20 protein-coding genes are annotated in these 20,022 nt (G+C 60.8%); 8 read left to right on the top strand and 12 right to left on the bottom strand.

What is annotated here, in order from left to right; all coding sequences use genetic code 11:
- Positions 1-44: 44 nt before the first annotated feature.
- On the top strand, positions 45-1,340 hold the full coding sequence (locus tag PXH66_RS19345; protein WP_345781747.1) for a class I SAM-dependent RNA methyltransferase: 1,296 nt from the start codon (positions 45-47) through the stop codon (positions 1,338-1,340).
- A gap of 204 nt (positions 1,341-1,544) precedes the next feature.
- A complete protein-coding gene (locus PXH66_RS19340) occupies positions 1,545-2,654 on the top strand; it encodes a hypothetical protein (protein WP_330930864.1) in 1,110 nt (369 codons plus the stop codon).
- Here PXH66_RS19340 and PXH66_RS19335 read toward each other — a convergent pair whose 3' ends face one another.
- The 5 genes from PXH66_RS19335 to PXH66_RS19315 form a co-directional block, all read right to left on the bottom strand.
- Entirely contained in the window at positions 2,655-6,131 is a 3,477-nt protein-coding gene (locus PXH66_RS19335; RefSeq protein ID WP_330930865.1) for a CHASE domain-containing hybrid sensor histidine kinase/response regulator, read from the bottom strand.
- 52 nt (positions 6,132-6,183) lie between these two features.
- Positions 6,184-7,062: a hypothetical protein gene (locus PXH66_RS19330; protein WP_330930866.1), complete on the bottom strand. Its 879-nt coding sequence runs from the start codon at positions 7,060-7,062 to the stop codon at positions 6,184-6,186.
- A gap of 82 nt (positions 7,063-7,144) precedes the next feature.
- On the bottom strand, positions 7,145-8,269 hold the full coding sequence (dnaN, locus tag PXH66_RS19325) for a DNA polymerase III subunit beta (protein WP_330930867.1): 1,125 nt from the start codon (positions 8,267-8,269) through the stop codon (positions 7,145-7,147).
- Between the two features lie 247 nt (positions 8,270-8,516).
- The gene (pssA, locus tag PXH66_RS19320) at positions 8,517-9,383 is read right to left on the bottom strand and encodes a CDP-diacylglycerol--serine O-phosphatidyltransferase (protein ID WP_330930868.1); all 867 of its coding nucleotides are present in this window, start codon (positions 9,381-9,383) and stop codon (positions 8,517-8,519) included.
- Positions 9,384-9,405: 22 nt separating this feature from the next.
- On the bottom strand, positions 9,406-9,762 hold the full coding sequence (locus tag PXH66_RS19315; RefSeq protein WP_330930869.1) for a type II toxin-antitoxin system RelE family toxin: 357 nt from the start codon (positions 9,760-9,762) through the stop codon (positions 9,406-9,408).
- Between the two features lie 101 nt (positions 9,763-9,863).
- On the opposite strand from PXH66_RS19315, the gene PXH66_RS19310 reads away from it, so the two are divergent.
- On the top strand, positions 9,864-10,325 hold the full coding sequence (locus tag PXH66_RS19310; protein WP_330930870.1) for an EF-hand domain-containing protein: 462 nt from the start codon (positions 9,864-9,866) through the stop codon (positions 10,323-10,325).
- A 272-nt stretch (positions 10,326-10,597) separates the two neighbouring features.
- On the opposite strand, the gene PXH66_RS19305 is transcribed toward PXH66_RS19310, so the two are convergent.
- The 6 genes from PXH66_RS19305 to PXH66_RS19280 form a co-directional block, all read right to left on the bottom strand.
- On the bottom strand, positions 10,598-11,545 hold the full coding sequence (locus tag PXH66_RS19305) for an epimerase (RefSeq protein WP_330930871.1): 948 nt from the start codon (positions 11,543-11,545) through the stop codon (positions 10,598-10,600).
- Positions 11,542-11,958 carry a hypothetical protein gene (locus PXH66_RS19300; protein ID WP_330930872.1) on the bottom strand — a complete coding sequence of 139 codons (417 nt, stop codon included), beginning with the start codon at positions 11,956-11,958 and terminating at the stop codon, positions 11,542-11,544. The genes PXH66_RS19305 and PXH66_RS19300 overlap by 4 nt, the downstream gene beginning before the upstream one ends.
- Positions 11,959-11,970: 12 nt before the next feature.
- Entirely contained in the window at positions 11,971-12,354 is a 384-nt protein-coding gene (locus PXH66_RS19295; RefSeq protein ID WP_330930873.1) for a hypothetical protein, read from the bottom strand.
- A 59-nt stretch (positions 12,355-12,413) separates the two neighbouring features.
- Positions 12,414-12,920, bottom strand: coding sequence for a GbsR/MarR family transcriptional regulator (locus PXH66_RS19290; RefSeq protein ID WP_330930874.1), 507 nt, complete (start codon positions 12,918-12,920; stop codon positions 12,414-12,416).
- A gap of 78 nt (positions 12,921-12,998) precedes the next feature.
- Positions 12,999-14,291 carry an MFS transporter gene (locus PXH66_RS19285; RefSeq protein WP_330930875.1) on the bottom strand — a complete coding sequence of 431 codons (1,293 nt, stop codon included), beginning with the start codon at positions 14,289-14,291 and terminating at the stop codon, positions 12,999-13,001.
- A gap of 69 nt (positions 14,292-14,360) precedes the next feature.
- Positions 14,361-14,612, bottom strand: coding sequence for a putative signal transducing protein (locus PXH66_RS19280; protein WP_330930876.1), 252 nt, complete (start codon positions 14,610-14,612; stop codon positions 14,361-14,363).
- Between the two features lie 117 nt (positions 14,613-14,729).
- On the opposite strand from PXH66_RS19280, the gene PXH66_RS19275 reads away from it, so the two are divergent.
- The 5 genes from PXH66_RS19275 to PXH66_RS19255 all read left to right on the top strand — a co-directional run bounded on the left by PXH66_RS19275 (position 14,730) and on the right by PXH66_RS19255 (position 19,220).
- Positions 14,730-17,087 carry a PAS domain S-box protein gene (locus PXH66_RS19275; protein ID WP_330930877.1) on the top strand — a complete coding sequence of 786 codons (2,358 nt, stop codon included), beginning with the start codon at positions 14,730-14,732 and terminating at the stop codon, positions 17,085-17,087.
- A gap of 23 nt (positions 17,088-17,110) precedes the next feature.
- Complete coding sequence (locus PXH66_RS19270) at positions 17,111-17,557, top strand: DUF2721 domain-containing protein (protein WP_330930878.1); 447 nt, start codon at positions 17,111-17,113, stop codon at positions 17,555-17,557.
- Positions 17,558-17,686: 129 nt separating this feature from the next.
- Positions 17,687-18,067, top strand: coding sequence for a helix-turn-helix domain-containing protein (locus PXH66_RS19265; RefSeq protein WP_330930879.1), 381 nt, complete (start codon positions 17,687-17,689; stop codon positions 18,065-18,067).
- 188 nt (positions 18,068-18,255) lie between these two features.
- Positions 18,256-18,591 carry a YkgJ family cysteine cluster protein gene (locus tag PXH66_RS19260; RefSeq protein ID WP_330930880.1) on the top strand — a complete coding sequence of 112 codons (336 nt, stop codon included), beginning with the start codon at positions 18,256-18,258 and terminating at the stop codon, positions 18,589-18,591.
- Positions 18,592-18,650: 59 nt separating this feature from the next.
- The gene (locus tag PXH66_RS19255) at positions 18,651-19,220 is read left to right on the top strand and encodes a lipid-binding SYLF domain-containing protein (protein ID WP_330930881.1); all 570 of its coding nucleotides are present in this window, start codon (positions 18,651-18,653) and stop codon (positions 19,218-19,220) included.
- Positions 19,221-19,235: 15 nt separating this feature from the next.
- Here the strand turns inward: PXH66_RS19255 and PXH66_RS19250 are convergent, their stop codons facing one another.
- On the bottom strand, positions 19,236-19,994 hold the full coding sequence (locus tag PXH66_RS19250; RefSeq protein ID WP_330930882.1) for a class I SAM-dependent methyltransferase: 759 nt from the start codon (positions 19,992-19,994) through the stop codon (positions 19,236-19,238).
- Between the last annotated feature and the right edge of the window lie 28 nt (positions 19,995-20,022).

Below are 20,022 nucleotides of genomic sequence, written 5' to 3'. Positions count from 1 at the left end.
GGCACGAAAAGAAAACACTCGGTTTTCACCCTTCCGTGTATTCCGTGTGTTCCGTGGGCCGAAAGAAACAAAAACAACCGCGCGACTTCCCTTTCCCGTATCACGCCGAGATCGAGCTCGAGATCACGACGCTGACCAATCGCGGTATCGGCCTGGGGCGCGTTCCCTTGCCACGCGAAACTTCGAGTCTTTCCACTTCACCGGAGCCAGAAAGCTCCGGTGCTTGGGTGGTCATGGTGCCGTTTTGCCTGCCGGGCGAGCGCGTGCGGGCGCGGGTGTTTCGCAACCAAAAGAACTTTTCCGAGGCCGATCTGGTCGAGGTGCTCACCGCCTCGCCCGAGCGCATCGCGCCGCCGTGCGAATTTTTTGGCCGCTGCGGGGGCTGCCAGTATCAGCACTTCACCTACGACGGACAGCTCGCCTGGAAGCGCCAACAGGTGGTCGAGTTATTGCAACACATGGCCGACATCGAGCACCCGGTGAACCCCGTGATCGGTTCGCCCGAGCAGTTCGGTTATCGCTCCAAGATCACGCCCCACTTTCAGTTGCCCCGCGACGGCCAGTCCGCGGAAGACCTGCCCATCGGTTTCCTGCGCCAAGGCACGCGCTTCGACATCGTGGACGTGCCGCGTTGTTTGATCGCCACCGATGCCATCAATGAGCGGCTGCATACGATTCGTCCCGAGGTGCGCGCCAAGGTCGCAGCCGGCGGCTACAAAAAGGGGGCCACGCTGCTCCTGCGCGACGCCTCCGGCACCGTCACGACCGATTACGACACGGTCGTCACGGAGACCGTCGGAGACCTGCAACTGCACTTCCTCGCCCGCGATTTTTTCCAAAACAACCCGTTCATCCTGCCGGCGTTCACTGGCTACGTGCGCGAACAAGCGGCCGCCAGCGGTGCCCGTCATCTGGTCGACGCGTATTGTGGCAGCGGACTCTTCGCGCTCACGGCGGCAAGCGCTTTCGAGCAGGTTCAGGGCATCGAGATCAGTGAATCCTCGGTGCGCTTTGCCACCGAAAACGCCGCCGCCAACGACATCACCAACGCGACGTTCCAAGCCGGCGACGCCTCGGCCATCTTTGCCGGGCTGACCTTCCCGGCCGACGACACGGTCATCATCATCGACCCCCCGCGCAAAGGCTGCGACGAGGTTTTCCTGAACCAACTCTTCGACTACGGACCGAAAGCCGTGATCTACGTGAGCTGCGACCCCGCCACCCAGATGCGCGACCTCGTCCACTTCAAAACCGCCGGCTACACGCTCACCGACGTGCAACCCTTCGACCTCTTCCCCCAAACCCGCCACCTCGAATGCGTGGTGACTCTCCGGCGGTGACCCGGCTCCGCAATCAACGGCAAGCGGCCGTTTTAAAGCGGAACACTTGAACCCGCGCCGTATCCCAGTGTGATACGCGGCGTGGCGAAACCATTCTCCGGCGGCGTCGCCTCGGCCTGCTTTCTCGATTCAATGACCCCATTTCGTCTTCCGTCTCCCCCTCGGCAGACTGCGGCTCTTCTGGTCGCAGGGCTTTCTTTGGTCATGCTGTGCAGCACGTTATCGGGCCAGCCCAAGCCACGGGTGGTGACTTCCCGGGTGGCGCCCGAGACGACCCATCATCTGTATGTCGGGGTCGATCTCTACCTCCCCCACGACAATGAAATGATGCGGGTGAAAAACGTCTTGGGCCGGGCTTCCCTGGTGGAGACCGAAGATGGACGGTTGGAGGAAATGGACCAGACGACCGGGTTTCGGTGGAAACTCGTGCCCAAAGTGTGCCGTCTGGCCGCCACCGTCGAGGACCTGAAGTGGGAGGCGGCCTTTTCGCCCCGCAACGATCCGAAACGTCAACAGGTGGGCCGGCAGACGAACATCATGAACTACCAACAGGATCGTCTGAACGAAATCGATGTGCCGACCATCGTGGGTTCGGTCCGGGACATGGGCGGTCAAATCACGGCCGAACGCGTCAATACGGTCATGGAAGAGAGCAACACGCTCGACGCCATGAACAGCCAGGATTTCAACAACAAGGAGCTGGAGTCCCGCGTCCGGCAAAACGGTCACGACGCCATTCAGCTCACGTTCAAGATTTCATCTCCCGAAACCATGGCTCACGCTTTTCTCGTGGCTCGGGCCCGGTTGCGCGGACCGGAGGGCCAGCTCAGCGACATCAATTTTCATCGCGAAATCGGTGCCGTCGGGCCCACCCCCCGCAAGATCCTCCATCTCCAAACCGGGATGCCTGCGGGGTATGAGATCCTCGATGTGAAGATCCACTTGTTCAACAACGGCAAAGAGTTCGCGTCCAATCTCTCGGAGAAACGCTTCGATCTCTCCGCCGCCGAGGCTCGCCAGTATCTGTTGCTGGATCACACCGCCAACCACCGCAACGAGACGCTCCCCGCCCAACCGGTGTGGGAACTCGCACCGGCGGAACTGCGCGCCACGTCACGGCCCGCGGACGTGGATTTCAAAGTTTCCGTCGATGTCGATGCGGAGGGATTTCTCACCGCCATCCATCCGACCGAAGCGATCCTGCCCGATCATGTCGGCGCCATGATCGCACAGCTCGACTTTTTGCCCGCCTTGCAAAACGGACAGCCCGTCGCCTCCACCGCGGTGGTCAATCTGGCCGACTATTTCCGCTGATCAATCCGCGCGGCGGACGGCCTGACGCGCCCGGTCCAGCGCCGCGTTGATATCCTGCAATTTGAGCGGCTTGGTCACGTAGTCGTTCATGCCCACGGCCAAACATTTTTCACGGTCGCCCGCCATGGCATTGGCCGTGACGGCCACGATCCAAGGACGCTTCTCCGGCGGGAAGGTCGTGCAGATCTGCCGGGTCGCTTCCAAGCCGTCCATCACCGGCATCTGCACATCCATCATGACCACGTCGTAGACTTTGCTTTGGAGCTGCGGCACCACCTTTGAACCGTCGGTCACGACATCCGTGGTATGGCCCAGGCGGGAAATCATGTTTACGAAGATGGTCCGGTTCACGGGGTTGTCCTCCGCGACGAGAACATGCAACGCGGACGCCGTCCCGGCCGCGGACGATGGTTCCGTCGTCGGTCGATGAGGGACGGAGGACCGCGCTGCGGGCGGCGGCGGCCCCGCCCGGAGGCGAAGGGCACGAACAAGCAACGGCGCGAGGTTGGGGGCCCGCACCGGTTTTTTGATCACGACGTCAAAGTGCGAGGCATCGTCCGGGTCAGTCGCGCGGGTTGCCGAAACCATGAGCATGACGGCGGCTGATGCAGCCATCGGAGTCGCCCGCAACTGCGCGACACGGTCTTGGTCAGCGGGAGTGCCGGTGGCGTCTTGCCCGAGAATGATCACGTCGTAGGTCGTGCCGGCGGAAGTATTGCGCAGCGCGACATCGACCGCGGAAAAGGCAGAGGGGGTCATGTTCCACAGGGCGACCATGTCCGCGACGATTCGACGGTTGGTGTCGTTGCCTTCGATGATCAGCACGGATTTACCCTGTAAATGGGAGCGAAACGGCAAGTCGACGTCGTCGCCCTCGGCTTCCGGATCAGCCGGGAGGGTGATTTCGAACGCGAACTTGGAACCTTTGCCAAACTCGCTCTCGCACCACATGCAGCCCCCCATGAGCTCAACGAGTCGTTTGGAAATCGGCAGACCCAGTCCGGTGCCACCGTAACGCCGCGTCGTCGAGGCATCCGCCTGGGTGAAGGAGTCGAACAAGCGACCGATATCCGCCGGCTTGATCCCAATGCCGGTGTCGACCACTTCGACGTAGACTATCGCGCCCTCGGCGGTCTGCTCCTTGAGCTGCACCCGCACACAGATCTCGCCGCGCTCGGTGAACTTCACGGCATTGGAAATCAGGTTGACCATGACCTGCCGCAATCGCACCGCATCGCCCTGCACGAACCGGGGAAGCGCGGGATCCAGATCGATGAGAAGTTCGAGCTGCTTCTCCGCAGCACGCAACGTGAGCAACTCGACGGCTCCGCCCACACATTCGGCGAGGGCAAACTCGGTGCTCTCGATCTTGAGTTGACCGGCCTCCACTTTGGAAAAATCGAGGATGTCGTTGATGATCGTCAGCAAGGCATTGCCGCTCTTGGAGATCGTTTCGACGCATTCCGTTTGCTCCGGCGTCAGGTCCGATTCGATGAGCACCGACGCCATGCCGATGACGCCGTTCATGGGGGTGCGAATCTCGTGACTCATCATGGCCAGAAACTGGCTCTTCGCCATGCTCGCCTGCTCAGCCTGTTCCTTGGCGGCGATCAAATCCGCGGCTTGATTCTTCGATGCCGTGATATCGACCATCGTCATGACATCCTGCCGCGTGCCGGTCACCGGATCACCGTAACGACGCCGCTGAAGCTCCACCCAAACAATATCGCCGTCCGGCTGCATGATGCGCAGTTCCACGCCGGCGTGATCGCCACCGGACTCCAGTTTCTCCCACTGCTCCACGTCGTCGGGATGCAACACGGCGCGCAGGGCTTCATCATCTTTCGCCGCGTCCGCCGAGAGTTCGGTGATGCGCAACCACGCCGGGTTGACCAGCCGCGTCTCCGGTCGGTTGACGACCATGAGCGAGAGCCCGACCGGCGAGGATTCGAAGATGAAGCGCAACTCGGCTTCCTGACGGGCGAGCTGGATGGCGGTTTGTTTGCGCTCGGTGATATCGACCACGATCGACATGTATCCGGTCACGCGCCCGTGATCGTCGTGCAGGGGCTGACCATCAATCGCGACCCAATAGGGATGGCCGTCGCGGTGGTAGTTGATCAGCTCTTCCGAGAAGGGCTCGCCGGCTGCGATCTGCCGTTTGGTCTGATCGCTCATGGCCGGGTTCGTTTCCTTCCCGTGGAGGAACGAGTCAGGCGTGCGACCGATGACTTCCTTGGCCTCCCACCCGCTCAAACGCGTAAACCCCTCGTTGCACCACTCGATCCGGCCTTCCGGATCGGTGATCACCACCGCGTTGTGGATATGTTTGGCGATGAACGCCAACCGCCGGGACTGTTCGTTGGCCAACACCAGGTCCGCGTTCGCCCGCTCCGCCTTGGCCAGCGCTTGGGTGCGGCCACGCGACAGTCGAATCGTCAGCAACACCGCCCCGGCGCTGAGCAGCCCCCCCAGCGACAGCACCAACCAGGCGAATCGATGCGCCGAATCGAGCACCAGATGCGGCCGCGAACGCGCTTCCATGGTCCAGGGTTGACCAAAGACATCGAAATGGATCGTGCGCTCAAACCGCGCTTTTTCGGCGTCGTAGCGCGACGACGGATTACGCATGGCGGCATCCCAGAGCAACCGCCCGCCCGCGCTCGAAGTGCCTTCATACACCTTGAAGTCCACCTCATCCCAAAACTCATCCTCGATCGGGGAAACCAGCGCATCCACCCGCACGGCCCCATAAACCCATCCCCGCAGGGCCGCCTCACGCTCAGCGACGGTGGCCACGGGAGCACCCAGGTTGAACACCGGATAGAATAGCAGAAAGCCCGGCGTCTCCGCATCTCCCACAATCAAACGAATCCGGCGCGACATCGAAACGCGCAGCTCCCGCGTGGCAGTCTCGGCCGCCGTACGTCGGTTGGTGCCGTTGGCCACGTCGATGCCCAACGCCCCCGCATTCGTCGCGTAGGGCTCGATGTAGGCCACGAGATAAAGCGGATCATGATCGCCCGCCCGCTCCGCCGTGTAGTCCGGCAGGCCCGAGGCTCGGATCCGCGCCTCAAAGGCATCGATGTCAGCTCGCGCCACCCGCTCCACAAAACCCAGGCCCACCATGCCGTGTTCGGTGCGCAGTCCGGTCGCAGCCAGATAATCCTGCCACATGCGCCGATTCATGTTATCGCTGTTCGCCGAGAGCACCGCGCCGGTGCGCAGCGCCTGGGCGGTGGTGCGCAGGTGTTGATTAAAACCGCTGCTGAGACGTTCGGTCAGACGTTCAAAACGGGCTTGGTCCGCCGATTTGGCCGCGTTTTCGATCGAGACAAACGCGATCAAGGTGGTCGTGACCGCACATACGCCCACCAACACCGGCAACCACATCGCCCCCCGTTTGGGCCTGCTGCCACCCCGGGGGGCGAAACGTGGGGCCGACTCCGTTGGCGTGGGTTCGTTATCCGGTGTCATGGAAGGAGGAAAAAGACCCGGATAACAACGTCACCCGCGGCCAGAATGTGAGTTAAAAATACCGAGCACTCCGTCCGAAATAATTGAGCAACCATGCTTCCTTCCACACCCGGTAACGTGCTTCGGAGGTCATTTTGCCGTGCTCATCCCGTTCGTGATGAGGAAAGAGAAACCCGAGTTCGGTGTTCACCTGCTCCAGGGCCTGCTGCTGCGCGTTGAGATCGACCAAGGGATCGGTCTCCCACGCCTGTAAAACGATATTCTTCCCGTCGACCCGCTGCCGGTGACGACGCAACAGGGCGGGTAAGGTGCGCCGCCACGGGCTGCGATCGACCATCCAGTTCTCCGGATAAAATCCAGCGAAGGGCAGGTAGAGGTTGTCCGTCACGTAGCGGAGTCCGTCCGGCGTCTGCGACGACAAGCTGGCGCACATGACGATGTTGCCGCCGGGCTGGGGCAAAAACAGGATCTGAATGCGCAGCCGGTTGGACGAATCCTGATAAACCGACATCCGCAGATGAATACTCGGCGCAATCTCGGCCTTGAGGGACTGAACGACGTGAAAACCCTGTCCCCGCAGCCAATCCCGCGTTTTGACAAACCGGGGGTGGGTCGGCCACTCCTCGCCGCCCGCGTTGGCTCGAAACCGCGGAAACAGCGGAATGGGGCTGAGGCTCAACGCCTGAATCTCCAACCAGCGATAGATCGTCTCCACCAGGGCGTAAACCAACAGAAAGGTCAGCACCAACATCCAGTAAGGACGGGCGGTGACTCCCAGATCGATCACGATCTTGGCCAGACCAAACCCAAAGATCAGCCAACGCAACCAGCGGTTGAGGATCGAAAGCACCGGCGAGGCCCGGCGCTGGTTGGCTTGAAAAAGCACCAGCGACACGACCATGGCGGAAACAATGAAATAGGTGGGATCCATTTGGGAATAAACCAACCGGGCCGGGCGCTGAGAGCGTCCGGCCCGGCAAAAACGATACGAAATTTAATGAAGGAACCGACGATCAGCTCAAACGCACGGGCATGATCACACAGATGAAGCTCTCCAAGGTCTTGAACACACCCGGGCTGACCTCGTCCTTCACTTCAAAGAAGACCTCGTCCTTGTTCAAAGCCTTCAAGGGATCGAGCAGAAACTGCGGATTAAAAGCAACTTGCAGCTCCGGACCACTGTAACCGATGGCCATGGATTCGTGAGCTTCACCGAAATCAGGACTCTGCGCCGTGATCTCCAGAAGATTGGAAGACAGCTTCAGTTTGACCGAATTGGACTTCTCACTGCACACCAACGCAGCCCGGTGGATGCACTGTTGCAGCAGCTCGCGCTCGAGCTTGATGCGCTGATGCGTCTCCTTGGGAATAACTTGTTGGTAATTGGGATAATTCCCTTCGACGACCTTCGAATAGAGGTAAATCGAGTCGATGAGACCGCTCGAATCCTTGTCGGTGGAAATCTGAAACGCAGCCCGGCGCTCATTGAACGAGACTTTCAGTTTCTCGCCCTTGTCGAGCATGCGCTGGAGTTCGCCAACCGTCTTGGCTGGCAGGATGATGGCTCCGGCGGCTTCTTCGGGCACTTCCAGCTCTTTGGAGGTCAAAGCGAGGCGACGACCATCCGTGGCCACCAAAGACAGCTTACCGTCCTTAAAATTGAAGTATACGCCGTTGAGGATGTAGCGGGTCTCATCGGTCGACTGCGCATAGGCCACGCTCTTGAGCATCGCGGTGAGCTCACCCTGCTCGAGGGTGAAGGTGCGATCGTCGCCAAACTCCGGCAGCGGAGGGAACTCGTCCTTGCCGATGCCCATGATGCGGAAGTTGGACCCGCCCGAAGTGAGTTTCACCTGGTGGTTGGGTGTGGCGTCGAAGCTCACGTCGACGTTGGGCAGCTCCCGCACGATGGTGGCGAGACGTTTGACGGGCAGCGTGACCGCGCCGCCTTCCTTGACCTCCGCTTTGATCTTACAGCGAATCCCTAGATCCAGGTTCGTCGTGGTGAGGGTGATGTGGTCCTTCTCCGCCTCGATCAGCACATTGCTGAGAATGGGCATCGTGGCTTTGGAGCCGACGACGTTGAGAACTTGGGCGAGTCCGTTGCTGAAGTGGTCGCGGTTGATCTTAAGTTTCATGGCGTGGGGAGAGGTTCCCGGGGCCGGGAAGTGCGGAAGTTAACAAAGCCCAAAAGATACCTGATTCAATAAGTAATTAGAGCCGTCTTATTATGGGGAAGAAAAACTGTAGTAACTCGGTTAAAATCGGCAGATTTACCACTGGGAGCGGGCCGACGGCGAGGTTGTGAGCAACTGTCGGACAATTCTGAACAACTCGCGAGTTTTTCACCGCCTAAAAGTTGTTGGGTAATGATCGTCAACTTGTTCACACGTTTTCCGCGTTGGAGGAACGGCTCCGCAGCGAGCGATAAATTCCCCAGAAAATGTAGCCAAGCATGACGACCAGCATGCCGACTTCCTTGAACGCGACGATCGCACTGGCCGCCGCCAGAAACAGCACGAAGGAGGTCAGGGGAGTCTTCGTCTGCATGTCGATTTGCTTGCCGCTGGGATAGCTGATGCGGCTGACCATCAGCACGGCGATCAAGATGAGCAACGGGGGCAGCGCGAGCGCCCACATCTGGAGTTCACGATCGTGTTTGGCCAGATTGAGCAAAAACAACACCAGCGCCGCCACGGTGCCCGCCGCCGCCGGCACCGGCAAACCGATGAAGTCCTTGCTGGCGGGTTTGTGGTTCCGGGTGATGAGCGGGTGGGTGATTACATTGAACCGTGCCAGTCGAATCGCCGCGCACAGCAGATAGACGAATCCGAAGAACCAGCCGATTTTTTGAAAAATGGGATACCCCTGAGTCGGCGACAGGATCAGGAAAAACATCATCAACGCCGGGGTCAGGCCAAACGACACCATGTCGGCCAAGGAATCGAACTCTCCGCCAAACAGGGACTCGCGTCCCCCCATGCGGGCCAGACGACCATCCAGCACATCGAAAGCCATGGCACCGAAAATCAGCCAAACCGCCTCCGAGAACAACTCGCTCGCCCCGGGCGTGATCACATCCGCCCCCCGCATCAGATAGTGGGCCTGCACACATTTGATGCAGGCGACAAAACCGCAGAACAGATTTCCCGCCGTCATCAAGTTGGGCAGGAAATAGATCCGACTGGCGTTCTCCGCCGTGAATGGATCTTCCGGGTCCGGGGTGGGGGCGTCAGGTGCGTCGGTGCTCATGGCAGGAGAAAGGCGGGAATCATCAGGACTTGGTGATGGACTCGAGATACTTCCAAAATTTCGAGTGCTGTTCGACCAACTGTTGTTCGGACACGGGCAATTTGTTGCGCAACAGAAAATCCTCCAACGAGTGTTCGTGGAGGATGTAGAGCACGTGAAGCTCCTCTTCGTCGCGCGTCTCAAAATAGAACCGGAGTTCCCCGCTGCGCAGGCGATACAGCGTTTGGCTGCGCCGGACGAATTTGCCCAACGGCTCGCGCGGCCGTTCGAGATCGATGGACCGCAACACACTCAGCGGTTCGATCGCGACCAGCTGCGTGAGTTTGTCGAGCTTGTTGAGCTCTTGCATGGCCTGAGGGGCGAAAGTGACTTGGAACATCGCGAGACGAGAAAAACGTGGGATTGGCCGCCGGATGGTAACCGCGATTGCCAGTTACCGTCTCTGTTTCAGTAAGCCGTTAATCTCAACCCTCGAAAATAATGAAGACAAAACTCATCTCCGCGCTCATTGCGGTGACCACCCTCGGGGTCCTCGTTTCGGTGGCGCAAGCTGCTGAGGATGCCGCCGATTCCCGTCCTCCCCGCCCCGAACGTCCGTCTCGCGAAGAAATTCTCGCTCGATTCGACGCCAACGGGGACGGGCGCCTCGATAAAACCGAACGCGCCGCCGCCAAGGAAGCGCGCGACGAACTGCGCGCCCGCGGGGACAAAATGCGGGCGCGTGCCCTGGAGCGATTCGACGCCAACGGCGACGGTAAGCTCGATGCCGGCGAACGCGCCCAGGCCGAAACCGCCATGCGGGCCGAAATCGCCCAACGTCCCCGCGCCATGGCCCGGATCGATACCGACGGTGACGGCCAGATCAGCGATGCCGAATGGGCCGCGGGTCGGGAAAAGATGCGCGAACGCGGCGGCCGCGGCGGGCCCCCCGATCGCCGTTAATGTCAGAACAACGACCGGCCCACTTACTCACTTATTGGTCCGGTTATTCACCACGAGGCGGCCTCCGTGCATGGAAGGCCGCCTCTTTGCTGGGACCAGCTCACTCTCCCAAGGGTTTGCGGCCGAGAGTCAGATCTGGGACGTAGGAGCGTGCTTGCGCGCGATGAACACGGCGGGCTGGCAGGTCGGCGAGAGACACCTGCTATCACACGTCATCGCGCTCTTACTGCATGGGATACGAAACAGTCGGCCTCAGAAAACAGCTGCATCGTTCATTTTTGAGCGACGACCAAAGCTTGGGCGGCGCCGGACCAAGTGGGATGAGTAAACTCAAATCCCGCCGCCTGCAATCGGCCCGGAACCACGCGGCGGCTCTTCAACACCAACTCGCTTTCGGTGCGCAACGCCCAGCAGCCGAGCTCTAGCAACGGTCCAGGCGTCGGCAAACCCCAACGCCGGTTCACGGCGGTCCGCAGATCGCGCATGAATGCGGCATTTGGCAACGGATTCGGCGCACAGACATTGATCGCTCCGGCGATATCCGCTCGATCAATCAGAAACTGGATCGCAGTGGCAAAGTCGTGCTCAGGGATCCATGAAACAAACTGCCGCCCGTCCCCGATCGTGCCACCCAGATGGCGACGAGCCAACGTCGCCAACACATCGAAGACACTGCCGCGATCACGGCTCATCACCATAGCACTGCGCAGAATGACCTTTCGCGTGTGCGGGGTCTCGACGGTATCGACCGCCTCTTCCCAAGCCCGTGCGATGGCGACACTGGCATTCCATTTTGGCGGCGCGCTTGGCTCATCGCCGCCGATAATGCCGGAGGCTTCGTCGTTCGCCGCGTCAAAGCGGTGGGCGTAGATCGTCGCGGTGGCCGCCTGCAACCACACTCGGGGCGGCCGAGCCGCTTGCGCGATTGCTCGGCCGATGGCCGTGGTTGACCACAAGCGCGACTCAAGCATTTCGCCCAAATTCTTGGCTCCGTAGCGGCAATCGACGCTGCGCCCCGCGAGGTTGATCACCACGTCGGCCCCGTCGACTTCCTGCGTCCAATCGCCGACCGTGCGCCCGTCCCACGGGACAACACGACAGCCGCCGGTTGCGGCACGAGCGCGGCGGCTGAGCACGACGACCTCATGGTCGACGGTCGCAAATTTCCGGCGCAAAACCGCGCCGACATGACCACTGCCTCCGGCGATTATGACCTTCATGGTTTGACCTTTCCATGCCCGAGCCAGCGATAGCTCAACCCGATCAGCAAACCCATCACGGCCGGAATCCAGCTGGTCAAGATGGCTTCGACACCGGCCCAGGACAAGACGAGGGCACAGTAGGCAACCACCGCTAGTAGCATCCACACAACTTCCCCGACGTAGTAATGTCCCAGTAGCTTTTCAGCCTGTGGCCACGCCGTCAGGGGAAGGATGAAGATGAACCATCCCATTATCGCGAAAACACCGGCGACGATACCGATAAACCCGACCCAAAATATGCCGGCCTGGAGCGCACGTGCATCAAATCCGTCGACCACTGCATAAACGACCACTGCCAGCTCGGCCGTGAGAAACGAAGCGAGCAGGCCCACCCCCATGGCTTTCAAGGTGCGTATTCGAACCGTGTGCATGGTGGTGTCCTTTCAATGGGCCGGCAGGGCAGCGGCCGCTGCAACATCGCTGCGTTTCGCTTTGCGACGCATTTTGTCCAAGTTGAACAGGTTGAAGAAGTGCATCGCACCGAGCACCAGCATCGCGAGACCGACCTTCGTGCTCACATAGACAAAAACGTTTTCCCACGTCGTGGGCGGCCTGCCGTAGCGCAGGGCCAGCGTCACGAATCCCAAGTTGATGAGATAAAAGCCGACCACCAAAAGGTGGTTCACGGCGTCTGCCATCTCGACGCGGCCGTGAAAGGCGTCGATCAGGAATACGCGTCCGTTGCGGTGCAAGGTGCGGGCAACCCAAACCGTCAAGGCGATGCTGATGCCAAGATAGAGGGCATATCCTAGTAGCGTGAGATTCATGATATGTTCTTTATTTTTGTAATTTCAGTAGAAACTGAAAATTAAACCTAAATAACGGGTTAGTCGATGAGGCGAAAAATAGTGTCTCCAAGTTGAGCCAGTTTCTTCATTTTTTTGGCCGAAAGCCCGGACGTGCGGTGGCCCCACGAGGCAGAGAGTTGCATGAACTCCTGCATCGCGACGAGCCGTTCATGGCGTTGGGGGTTGGCCGTCGCTTCGTTCGCTTCGCTTTCTGCCACGCATTCATCAAGGAGTCGCACCGTTGGCTCGATCTCGCGCCTTTGGCGTTCAATCATGATGATTCTAAACATCTCCCATACATCAGTATGCGTTTCAAAGTGGTCACGCCGGTCACCGGTCTTGTGCACGTTGCGGATCAGGCCCCAACCATTGAGCTCCTTCAGGCTCATGCTGACGTTTGACCGGGCGATCTCCAGGTGCTCCACCAGCTCGTCCGCCGTCAGCGGTTCACCGGCGACATAAAGAAGCGCATGGATTTGCGCGACCGACCGATTAATCCCCCACTTGGTGCCCATCTCCCCCCAGTGCAGAATGAACTTTCGCATGACGGGGGTTATTTCCATAATTTCAGTATAAACTGAAAATAAGCGTCGATCGTCAACCCAAATTTTGTTGAAGCGGCGCTAGGCAGTTTTGGCCTGACCAAACGAATCGTCGATTTTGATGAGGGCGGCGGCACCGAGGGAGGGGATCGCCGAGATCATGATCCAGATGAAGAAGTTTTCGTAGCCGAGTTGCTCCTGCAGCCAACCCGCGCCCATGCCGGGGAGCATCATGCCGAGTGCCATGAAGCCGGTGCACAGCGCGTAGTGGGCGGTTTTGTGGGATCCTTCCGCGGCCATCATCATGTAGACGAGATAAGCGGTGAAACCGAAGCCGTAGCCGAGCTGCTCGAGCACGAGAGCACCGCCGATCATGACGCTGTTTTCCGGCTGGGTCATCGCCAGCGCCACAAAGACGAGATTGGGCACGTGCATGGCACCGACCATCCACCAGAGCAGGCGACGCAGTCCGTAGCGTGAGACGAGATACCCGCCCGCCAACCCGCCGATCGTCAGGGCGACCACTCCGAAGGTGCCGTAGATCACGCCGACCTGTTTGGTGCTCAGGCCGAGCCCCCCGACCGCGCGCTCATCGAGCAGAAACGGCGTCGCGAGTTTGAGGAGTTGGGCTTCGGCGAAGCGATAAAACAGCAGAAATCCCAAAATGACCGCGATGCCGGGCCGCCGAAAAAACGCCGCGAACACCGTCCACCAGCCCGCCCACGGCGAGGTCGCGGTCGCGGCGGCTCCGGTGCGGTCGTCCGCTGGTCGGGGCAGGGCCCGCCAGTGGAATATGGCCATGACGCCGAAGAATCCGGCCAGCACCGCGAATACGCCGGTCCACGCCTGGGTCATGCTGCCGGTGCGTTCCGCCCACGCCCCGGCGAGAAACACCAACCCGCCTTGACCCGCGATCATCGCGATACGGTAAAACGTGCTGCGCACGCCGACGAACGCGGCCTGTCGTGGTTTGTCCAACGCCAGCAAATAAAAACCATCCGCCGCGATGTCGTGCGTGGCCGAGCTGAAGGCCAGCAACCAGAACACCGCCAACGTGGCCTGAAAGAAAAACGGTGCCGACACGGTCAGGGCGATCAACGCGAAGGCAGTCCCGATCAGAAATTGCAGGGTGGTGATCCACCACCGTTTCGTGCGCCACAGGTCGATCAACGGCGCCCACAGGGGTTTGATGACCCAGGGCAGATACAACCAACTCGTGTAGAGCGCGATGTCGGTGTTGGAGATGCCGAAGTTCTTATACATCACGACCGCGAGGGTCATGACCGCCACGTAGGGAATCCCTTGCGCGAAGTAGAGGGTGGGCACCCAGCGCCACGGGTGGCGGCGGTTCGAGATCGTCTCAGGTGCGTCCATGGGCAAACGGCATAACGACGTGTGGCGACCGCTGGTGGCGGGCGCAACGCCTTCTCACCCGACTCGTGCTCAAACGTCCGGATTCGACTCCGCCGCGGCGGCGGCGGGGCCGTCTTTCTCCAACGTCGCCAATACTTCGCGGGCGATGGCGAGGTCTTCCGCGGCGACCTGCACTTTCACGCCGCCCGATCCCCAGAGGTAGGGCGGTGCGATCTCGGCGGTTTGTTCGTTGGGGATGACGGCGGAGATGCCGTGACCTTCGAGCACGGAGCGGATCAACTGAGCTTCGGCAATTTCAGCAAATGCAGCGACCGTTTCCATGAACGAACCCTAGTTGCGAAATTGTGCGATGGCGAGCGGCCGATGGTAAAAATTGACTAGATTGGGCGCGGTTCCGTCTCGCGCCGACTTCCGCATCGTGCCACGAATCGCGGTCCCATGACGCCTTTGGCCGATACTTTCGGAAATCTCCCCTTGGATGACCACGAGTTGTTCGCGTGGCTGCGTGCCGCGGCCGACCAGCACGCCATCATGGCGGTGACCGATGCCACCGGCACGATCATCCACGTGAACGATCAGTTTTGCCGCATCTCGGGCTATGATCGGGCCGAGTTGGTCGGGCAGACCCACCGTATCATCAAGTCGGACAAGCACCCGCCCGAGTTCTTCACCAGTTTTTGGCAAACGATCTCGGCGGGAAACACGTGGCGGGGCACGTTCTGCAACCGCGCCAAGGACGGGAGTAATTACTGGGTTTCGAGCACCATTGTTCCCTTGCTGGGAGACGACGGCAAACCGCGCTTCTACCTCGCATTCCGCACCGATGTCACCCGCCTCAAGTCCACCGAGGAGGAACTGCGCCAGCAAGTGGAGCTGTTGCGCACCACGCAGGAGCAACTCGCGGCGTTTTATGATCACGCGCCCATCGGCATCAGTTGGCGCGAGTTCGGGTCCGACGGAAAACCCGGGCTCAACCATGTGAACGCCCGGTTCTGTGAGATCATCGGTCTCACGCTCGAAGAGGCCGCCGACGTCAAAAACGTTTTTCGCATCACCCATCCGGACGATCTGGCCCGTCAGGCCCAGCTCACCCAGGAGCTCTATGAAGGCAAGCGGGACCAATTCTCGATGGAGAAGCGCTACCAGATTTCTCCCACCAAAACGGTGTGGGGAAACCTGACGCTGGTCGTGCTGCGCAACGCCGAAGGCGACGTCACGCACCACTTCGGGATGTTGGAGGACATCACCGATCGCAAAAAAGCGATCCTCGATCTCGAGAGCAAAGAGTCGCGCTGGCGCACCTATCTCGACACGGCGAGCGAGATCCTTTTCGCCATCACGCCCGAAGGCCGGCTCAAGTTTCTCTCGTCGGCTTGGACGACCAAGCTCGGCCACTCCACCACCGATGTGTTGGGCGAGCGATTCGTGGACTTTCTGCACCCCGATCACGTCTCGGACTGGCAACAGTTTTTCCGCAATACGATCGACCACGGCCCGAGTGCCGCCGGCATCGAGTATCGGATCCGCCATGCCAATGGTGACTGGATCTGGCACGCCATGAGCGCGTCCTACTATACGGACCGCGATGGCAACACGGCCTTTCTCGGGGTGGGACGCGACATCACGCGTCGACTCGAGGCCCAGGAACAATTGAAAGCCGCCCTCGCCCGGCGCGAGGAGATGGAGCGCATTGTGAATCGTTCCCCCTCGGTGGTGGTGCTGTGGCGAGCGGCCGAGAACTGGCCGGTCGAGTTCGTCTCCGAGAGTGTCGATCAATACGGCTACGATCCGGACTTTTTTATCCAGTCGAACCGGGGCTTCATCGCCATCACCCACCCGGACGACACGCCTCGGGTAAAAGCCGAACTCGAAGCCCACGCCGACGCCGGCCACGACGAGTATAATCAGGAATATCGCATCGTGTGTGCCGACGGATCCACCCGATGGGTGTCCGACCACACCGTGGTGCGACGTGATGCCAACGGCGTCGTGACCCACCACGAGGGTCTCATCACCGATGTGTCCGAGCGCCGTGCGGCGGAGGAGCGTGAACGTGAGATTCGCGAGCGCGATCTGCGCACCGCCGCGGAGATTCAGTCCCACCTGCTGCCGCACGACTTTCCCGATATTTCCGAGGTTGAAATCGAAGCGCTGTCCGACCCGTCCATGCTCATCGGCGGTGATTATTACGACGTGCTCAAGGTCGACGATCGCCGCTGGGGTTTCGTCGTGGCCGACGTGTCGGGCAAAGGCGCCGGTGCTGCCCTGGTGATGACGGAACTGCGTGCCACCATGCGAATTTGCGCCGAAGGTGAAGCGAGCCCGGCGGCGGTGTTGCGCCGCGTCAACCGGCTGGTGCAACCCGACATGCGCCCCGGCATGTTCGTGGGCCTGTTTTACGGTATCTTTGACATGGATACGCGGGTGCTGCGCTTCTGCCGCGCCGGCCATGAGCCGCCGTTGTTGCTGCATCCCACCGGCGAGGTGGACCAATTGCCCGGCGGAGGTCTGGCCATCGGACTCGACGAGGGTCCGCTCTTCGACGACATGCTCGAGGAATGTGAAACCACGATGGTATCGGGTGACCTGCTCGCGCTTTACACCGACGGCATCACCGAGGCGGCCAATCCGCGCGGCGAGGAGTTCGGCCGCGATCGCCTCGCGACGAGTTTGCAACGTCACTCCGAGCGACCGCTGGCGGAGGTGGTCAAAACCGTCGATCGCTACGTGCGCAACTTCTGCGTGCTCGCGCCCAATCACGACGATCGCACGTTGCTGCTGATGCGCGTGCGTTAGTCACCGATCTCACTGCCATCCTCGTGAATCCGCTCACGTTGCACGAACTCCTGCCGGTGCTCCAGCTGGCCATCGGCCCGGTCATCCTGATTTCCGGCGTGGGACTGTTGATGCTGACCGTCACCAACCGTTTCGGTCGGGTGGTGGATCGGTCGCGGGTATTGGCCCGGGAGCTCGCCGGAAACCCGCCGCCGCCGGAAGCCGATCGGATCCGGGCGCAACTGCAGGTGTTCGATCGGCGGGCCGCGTTTTTACGCGCGTCGTGCATGCTGTTGGCGGTCACCATTCTATCGGCGGCGTTGCTGATCCTGATGCTGTTCGTGGCTTCTCTGGCGGGCTTTGAACAAGGCATCGCGATTGTCCTGGTTTTCGCGGTGGGGCAGCTCGCGCTCATCGGCTCGGTGATCATGTTCATCCGCGACATCAATCTGTCGCTCGCGGCACTGCGTCTCGAAACCCAGCCCCGCTGATCGGAACCAGTCACCGGCGCCTCGTCGGCGCCCACTCCCGGTATCCCCGCGCCGCCCCGCGTCGCACTCAGCCCCGTTTGTCACCTATTAGGTGACAAACGGCGCATGCCGGTATAAGCGTGGTGTTCAATGAATCATCGATCTTCGCACTACTCCATGGAGCTGTGGGACATGCTGGCCGAAATCGCGCTCGCGTCGATTGATACGGCAGCTCAAGCGGCTCGCGCTCGAACCCGATCCCGCCGTCGCGGAGTTTTCCTCACGTTGCGGCCGGGTCCCGACACCCCGATGTGGAATGTGTTGGTTGAACGGGTGCGACCCCATCTGCGCAAACGTGGCACCCAGGCAAATTTAGCCCGGGTTTTAGGCGTCCCGCGCCAACGGGTGCACGACTATTTCGTGTCCGGCACGCGTATGCCCGACACGGAGAAAACCTTGCAGGTGCTGTTCTGGCTTTCGGATCGAGAACAGCCGGGACGAATCCAGGCCAAGCCGGGCGGAACACAATAGTGTCTCCCGAATTCTGGTTGGTTTGACGGGGCCGCCCGTCGCTCGCCCGACACCGACACCGACACCGACACCGACACCGCACCGTGATCGCAAGATCGGCGTCGGTCCTTGGTCGCGACCGTTTGTCACCTAATGGGTGACAAACGATTGAGTGGTAATGGACGGTGGCGCCGGTTTAGGCTGGAGAGGTGAATCCCGACGATGCGCTGCCGTTGCCTGCTTGTTTGAGCTGTGGGGCGTGTTGTTTTTCGACGGCGAGCGACTATGTGCGGGTGACGGGGGCGGATTGGTCACGGCTGGGGGCGTCGCCCGATCGTTGGGCGGTTTTTTCCAACCACCGGGCCTTCATGCGTATGCACGATGGTCATTGTGCCGCGTTGCGCATTGAGGCGGGTTTTCCTGCCCGGTTCGTCTGTGAGATTTATGAGCGGCGTCCGCAGGTGTGTCGCGAACTGGGCCGGGGGTCTGCGGCATGCGAGGGCGAGATTGTGCGTAAACGCGCGACAGCGCAGGCTCGCACTTAAACACCGCTTTTACGCTGAACTGATTTGTGCAGCGGGCGGTGCGGGCGTTGAGTGGAGCCATGCAATTTTCCTCATTTCGGCATGGGCTCACGTTCGGACTGGGTCTGGTGGTGGCGGCGACTTCACTCTGGGCCAAACCTTCCATTGAGGAGCAGCGAGACAAAGTCCGCGACATGCGCGATGATGTCCTGGCCGAGCTTTACGAGACCAAACCCGAGGCCCAGGCGCGCATCAAAAAAGCGGCGGGTTACGCCGTGTTTTCCAACGTCGGCATCAATGTCATTTTCGCCTCCTTTGCCGGCGGCCATGGCATGGTGGTCGACCAGCGCGGACACGAGACATTCATGAAAATGGGCTCCGCCGGTCTGGGTCTCGGATTGGGCGTGAAAGACTTTCGCGGGGTGTTTGTTTTTTACGACCAGGCCAAGCTGAACGCCTTCGTCGAAACCGGGTGGGACTTCTCCGCCCAGGCGGACGCGGCCGCGAAATCCGACACCAAGGGAGGGCAGGCCGCCTTTGCGGGCAACATTGCCGAAGGGGTTGAAGTCTACCAGTTCACCAAGAACGGGCTCGCGCTCCAAGCGACCTTGCAGGGCACCAAATACTGGCGCGACGCCGCGTTGAATTAAGTATCAGCTCCGGCCCTACACGGGCCGCTGGGCCACGACCAGCCAGTTCCAGGGGTGGGGCGAGCCCAGCCAATCCGGCGGCTCGGCGAATTCGATGGACCAATCGTAGGTGAGTTTCTCGACTTGGTCGACGATGAGGCTGCGGTCCTGGAGTTGGACGATGATTTCTTCGCGCAGGTAGTGTTTGGTTTTCACCCCTTCGATGCCGCGCACGCCGTGCTCGAGTTGGGGCACGTTGCCTTCGCGAGCAAAGCTGTGGCGGATGGCTTCGTCGGCGCCGAGGCCGGACCGCACATGCCAGTCGAGTCGGCGGAAGTTGGTGTAGAGGGCCGATTCGTGCGAGGGCAACACGAGGAGCAGGGTGCCGCCCGGGGCGACCAGGCTGGTGATGTGCGTCCACAGTTGCTCCCGCGTTTCGAGATCCGCCGCGAGGATCACATTGACGCACAACACGAAATCAACGGGCGGAATCGGTGAGGTGGTCTCGGTCGTGAGATCGAGGCGATGGTAGCTGATGTTGTCGTGGTCGGCGCAGGTGGCGCGCGCTTGATCGAGCAGGGCGCTGGAGATGTCACACGCGTGCACATGCCCGAAGCTTTCGGCCAGCAGACCGGTGATTTGGCCGGGACCACACCCGAGGTCGGCGGCGGTGCGGTCGGGGCTGCGGTGGCGCTCGATCACGGTGGCGATCAGGCCGTGCTCATCCCGTTTAAGCACACTGAAAATCTGTTCCTCGTAGTTGTGTGCCAGGTTCTCCCAATACGCGCGGTTCATGCGAGGCGTTCCGGAAACGAGAATGGGC

The organism is Synoicihabitans lomoniglobus, from assembly GCF_029023725.1.
Lineage (GTDB): Bacteria > Verrucomicrobiota > Verrucomicrobiia > Opitutales > Opitutaceae > Actomonas > Actomonas lomonigloba.
This window is presented reverse-complemented; position numbering and strand designations above follow the sequence as displayed.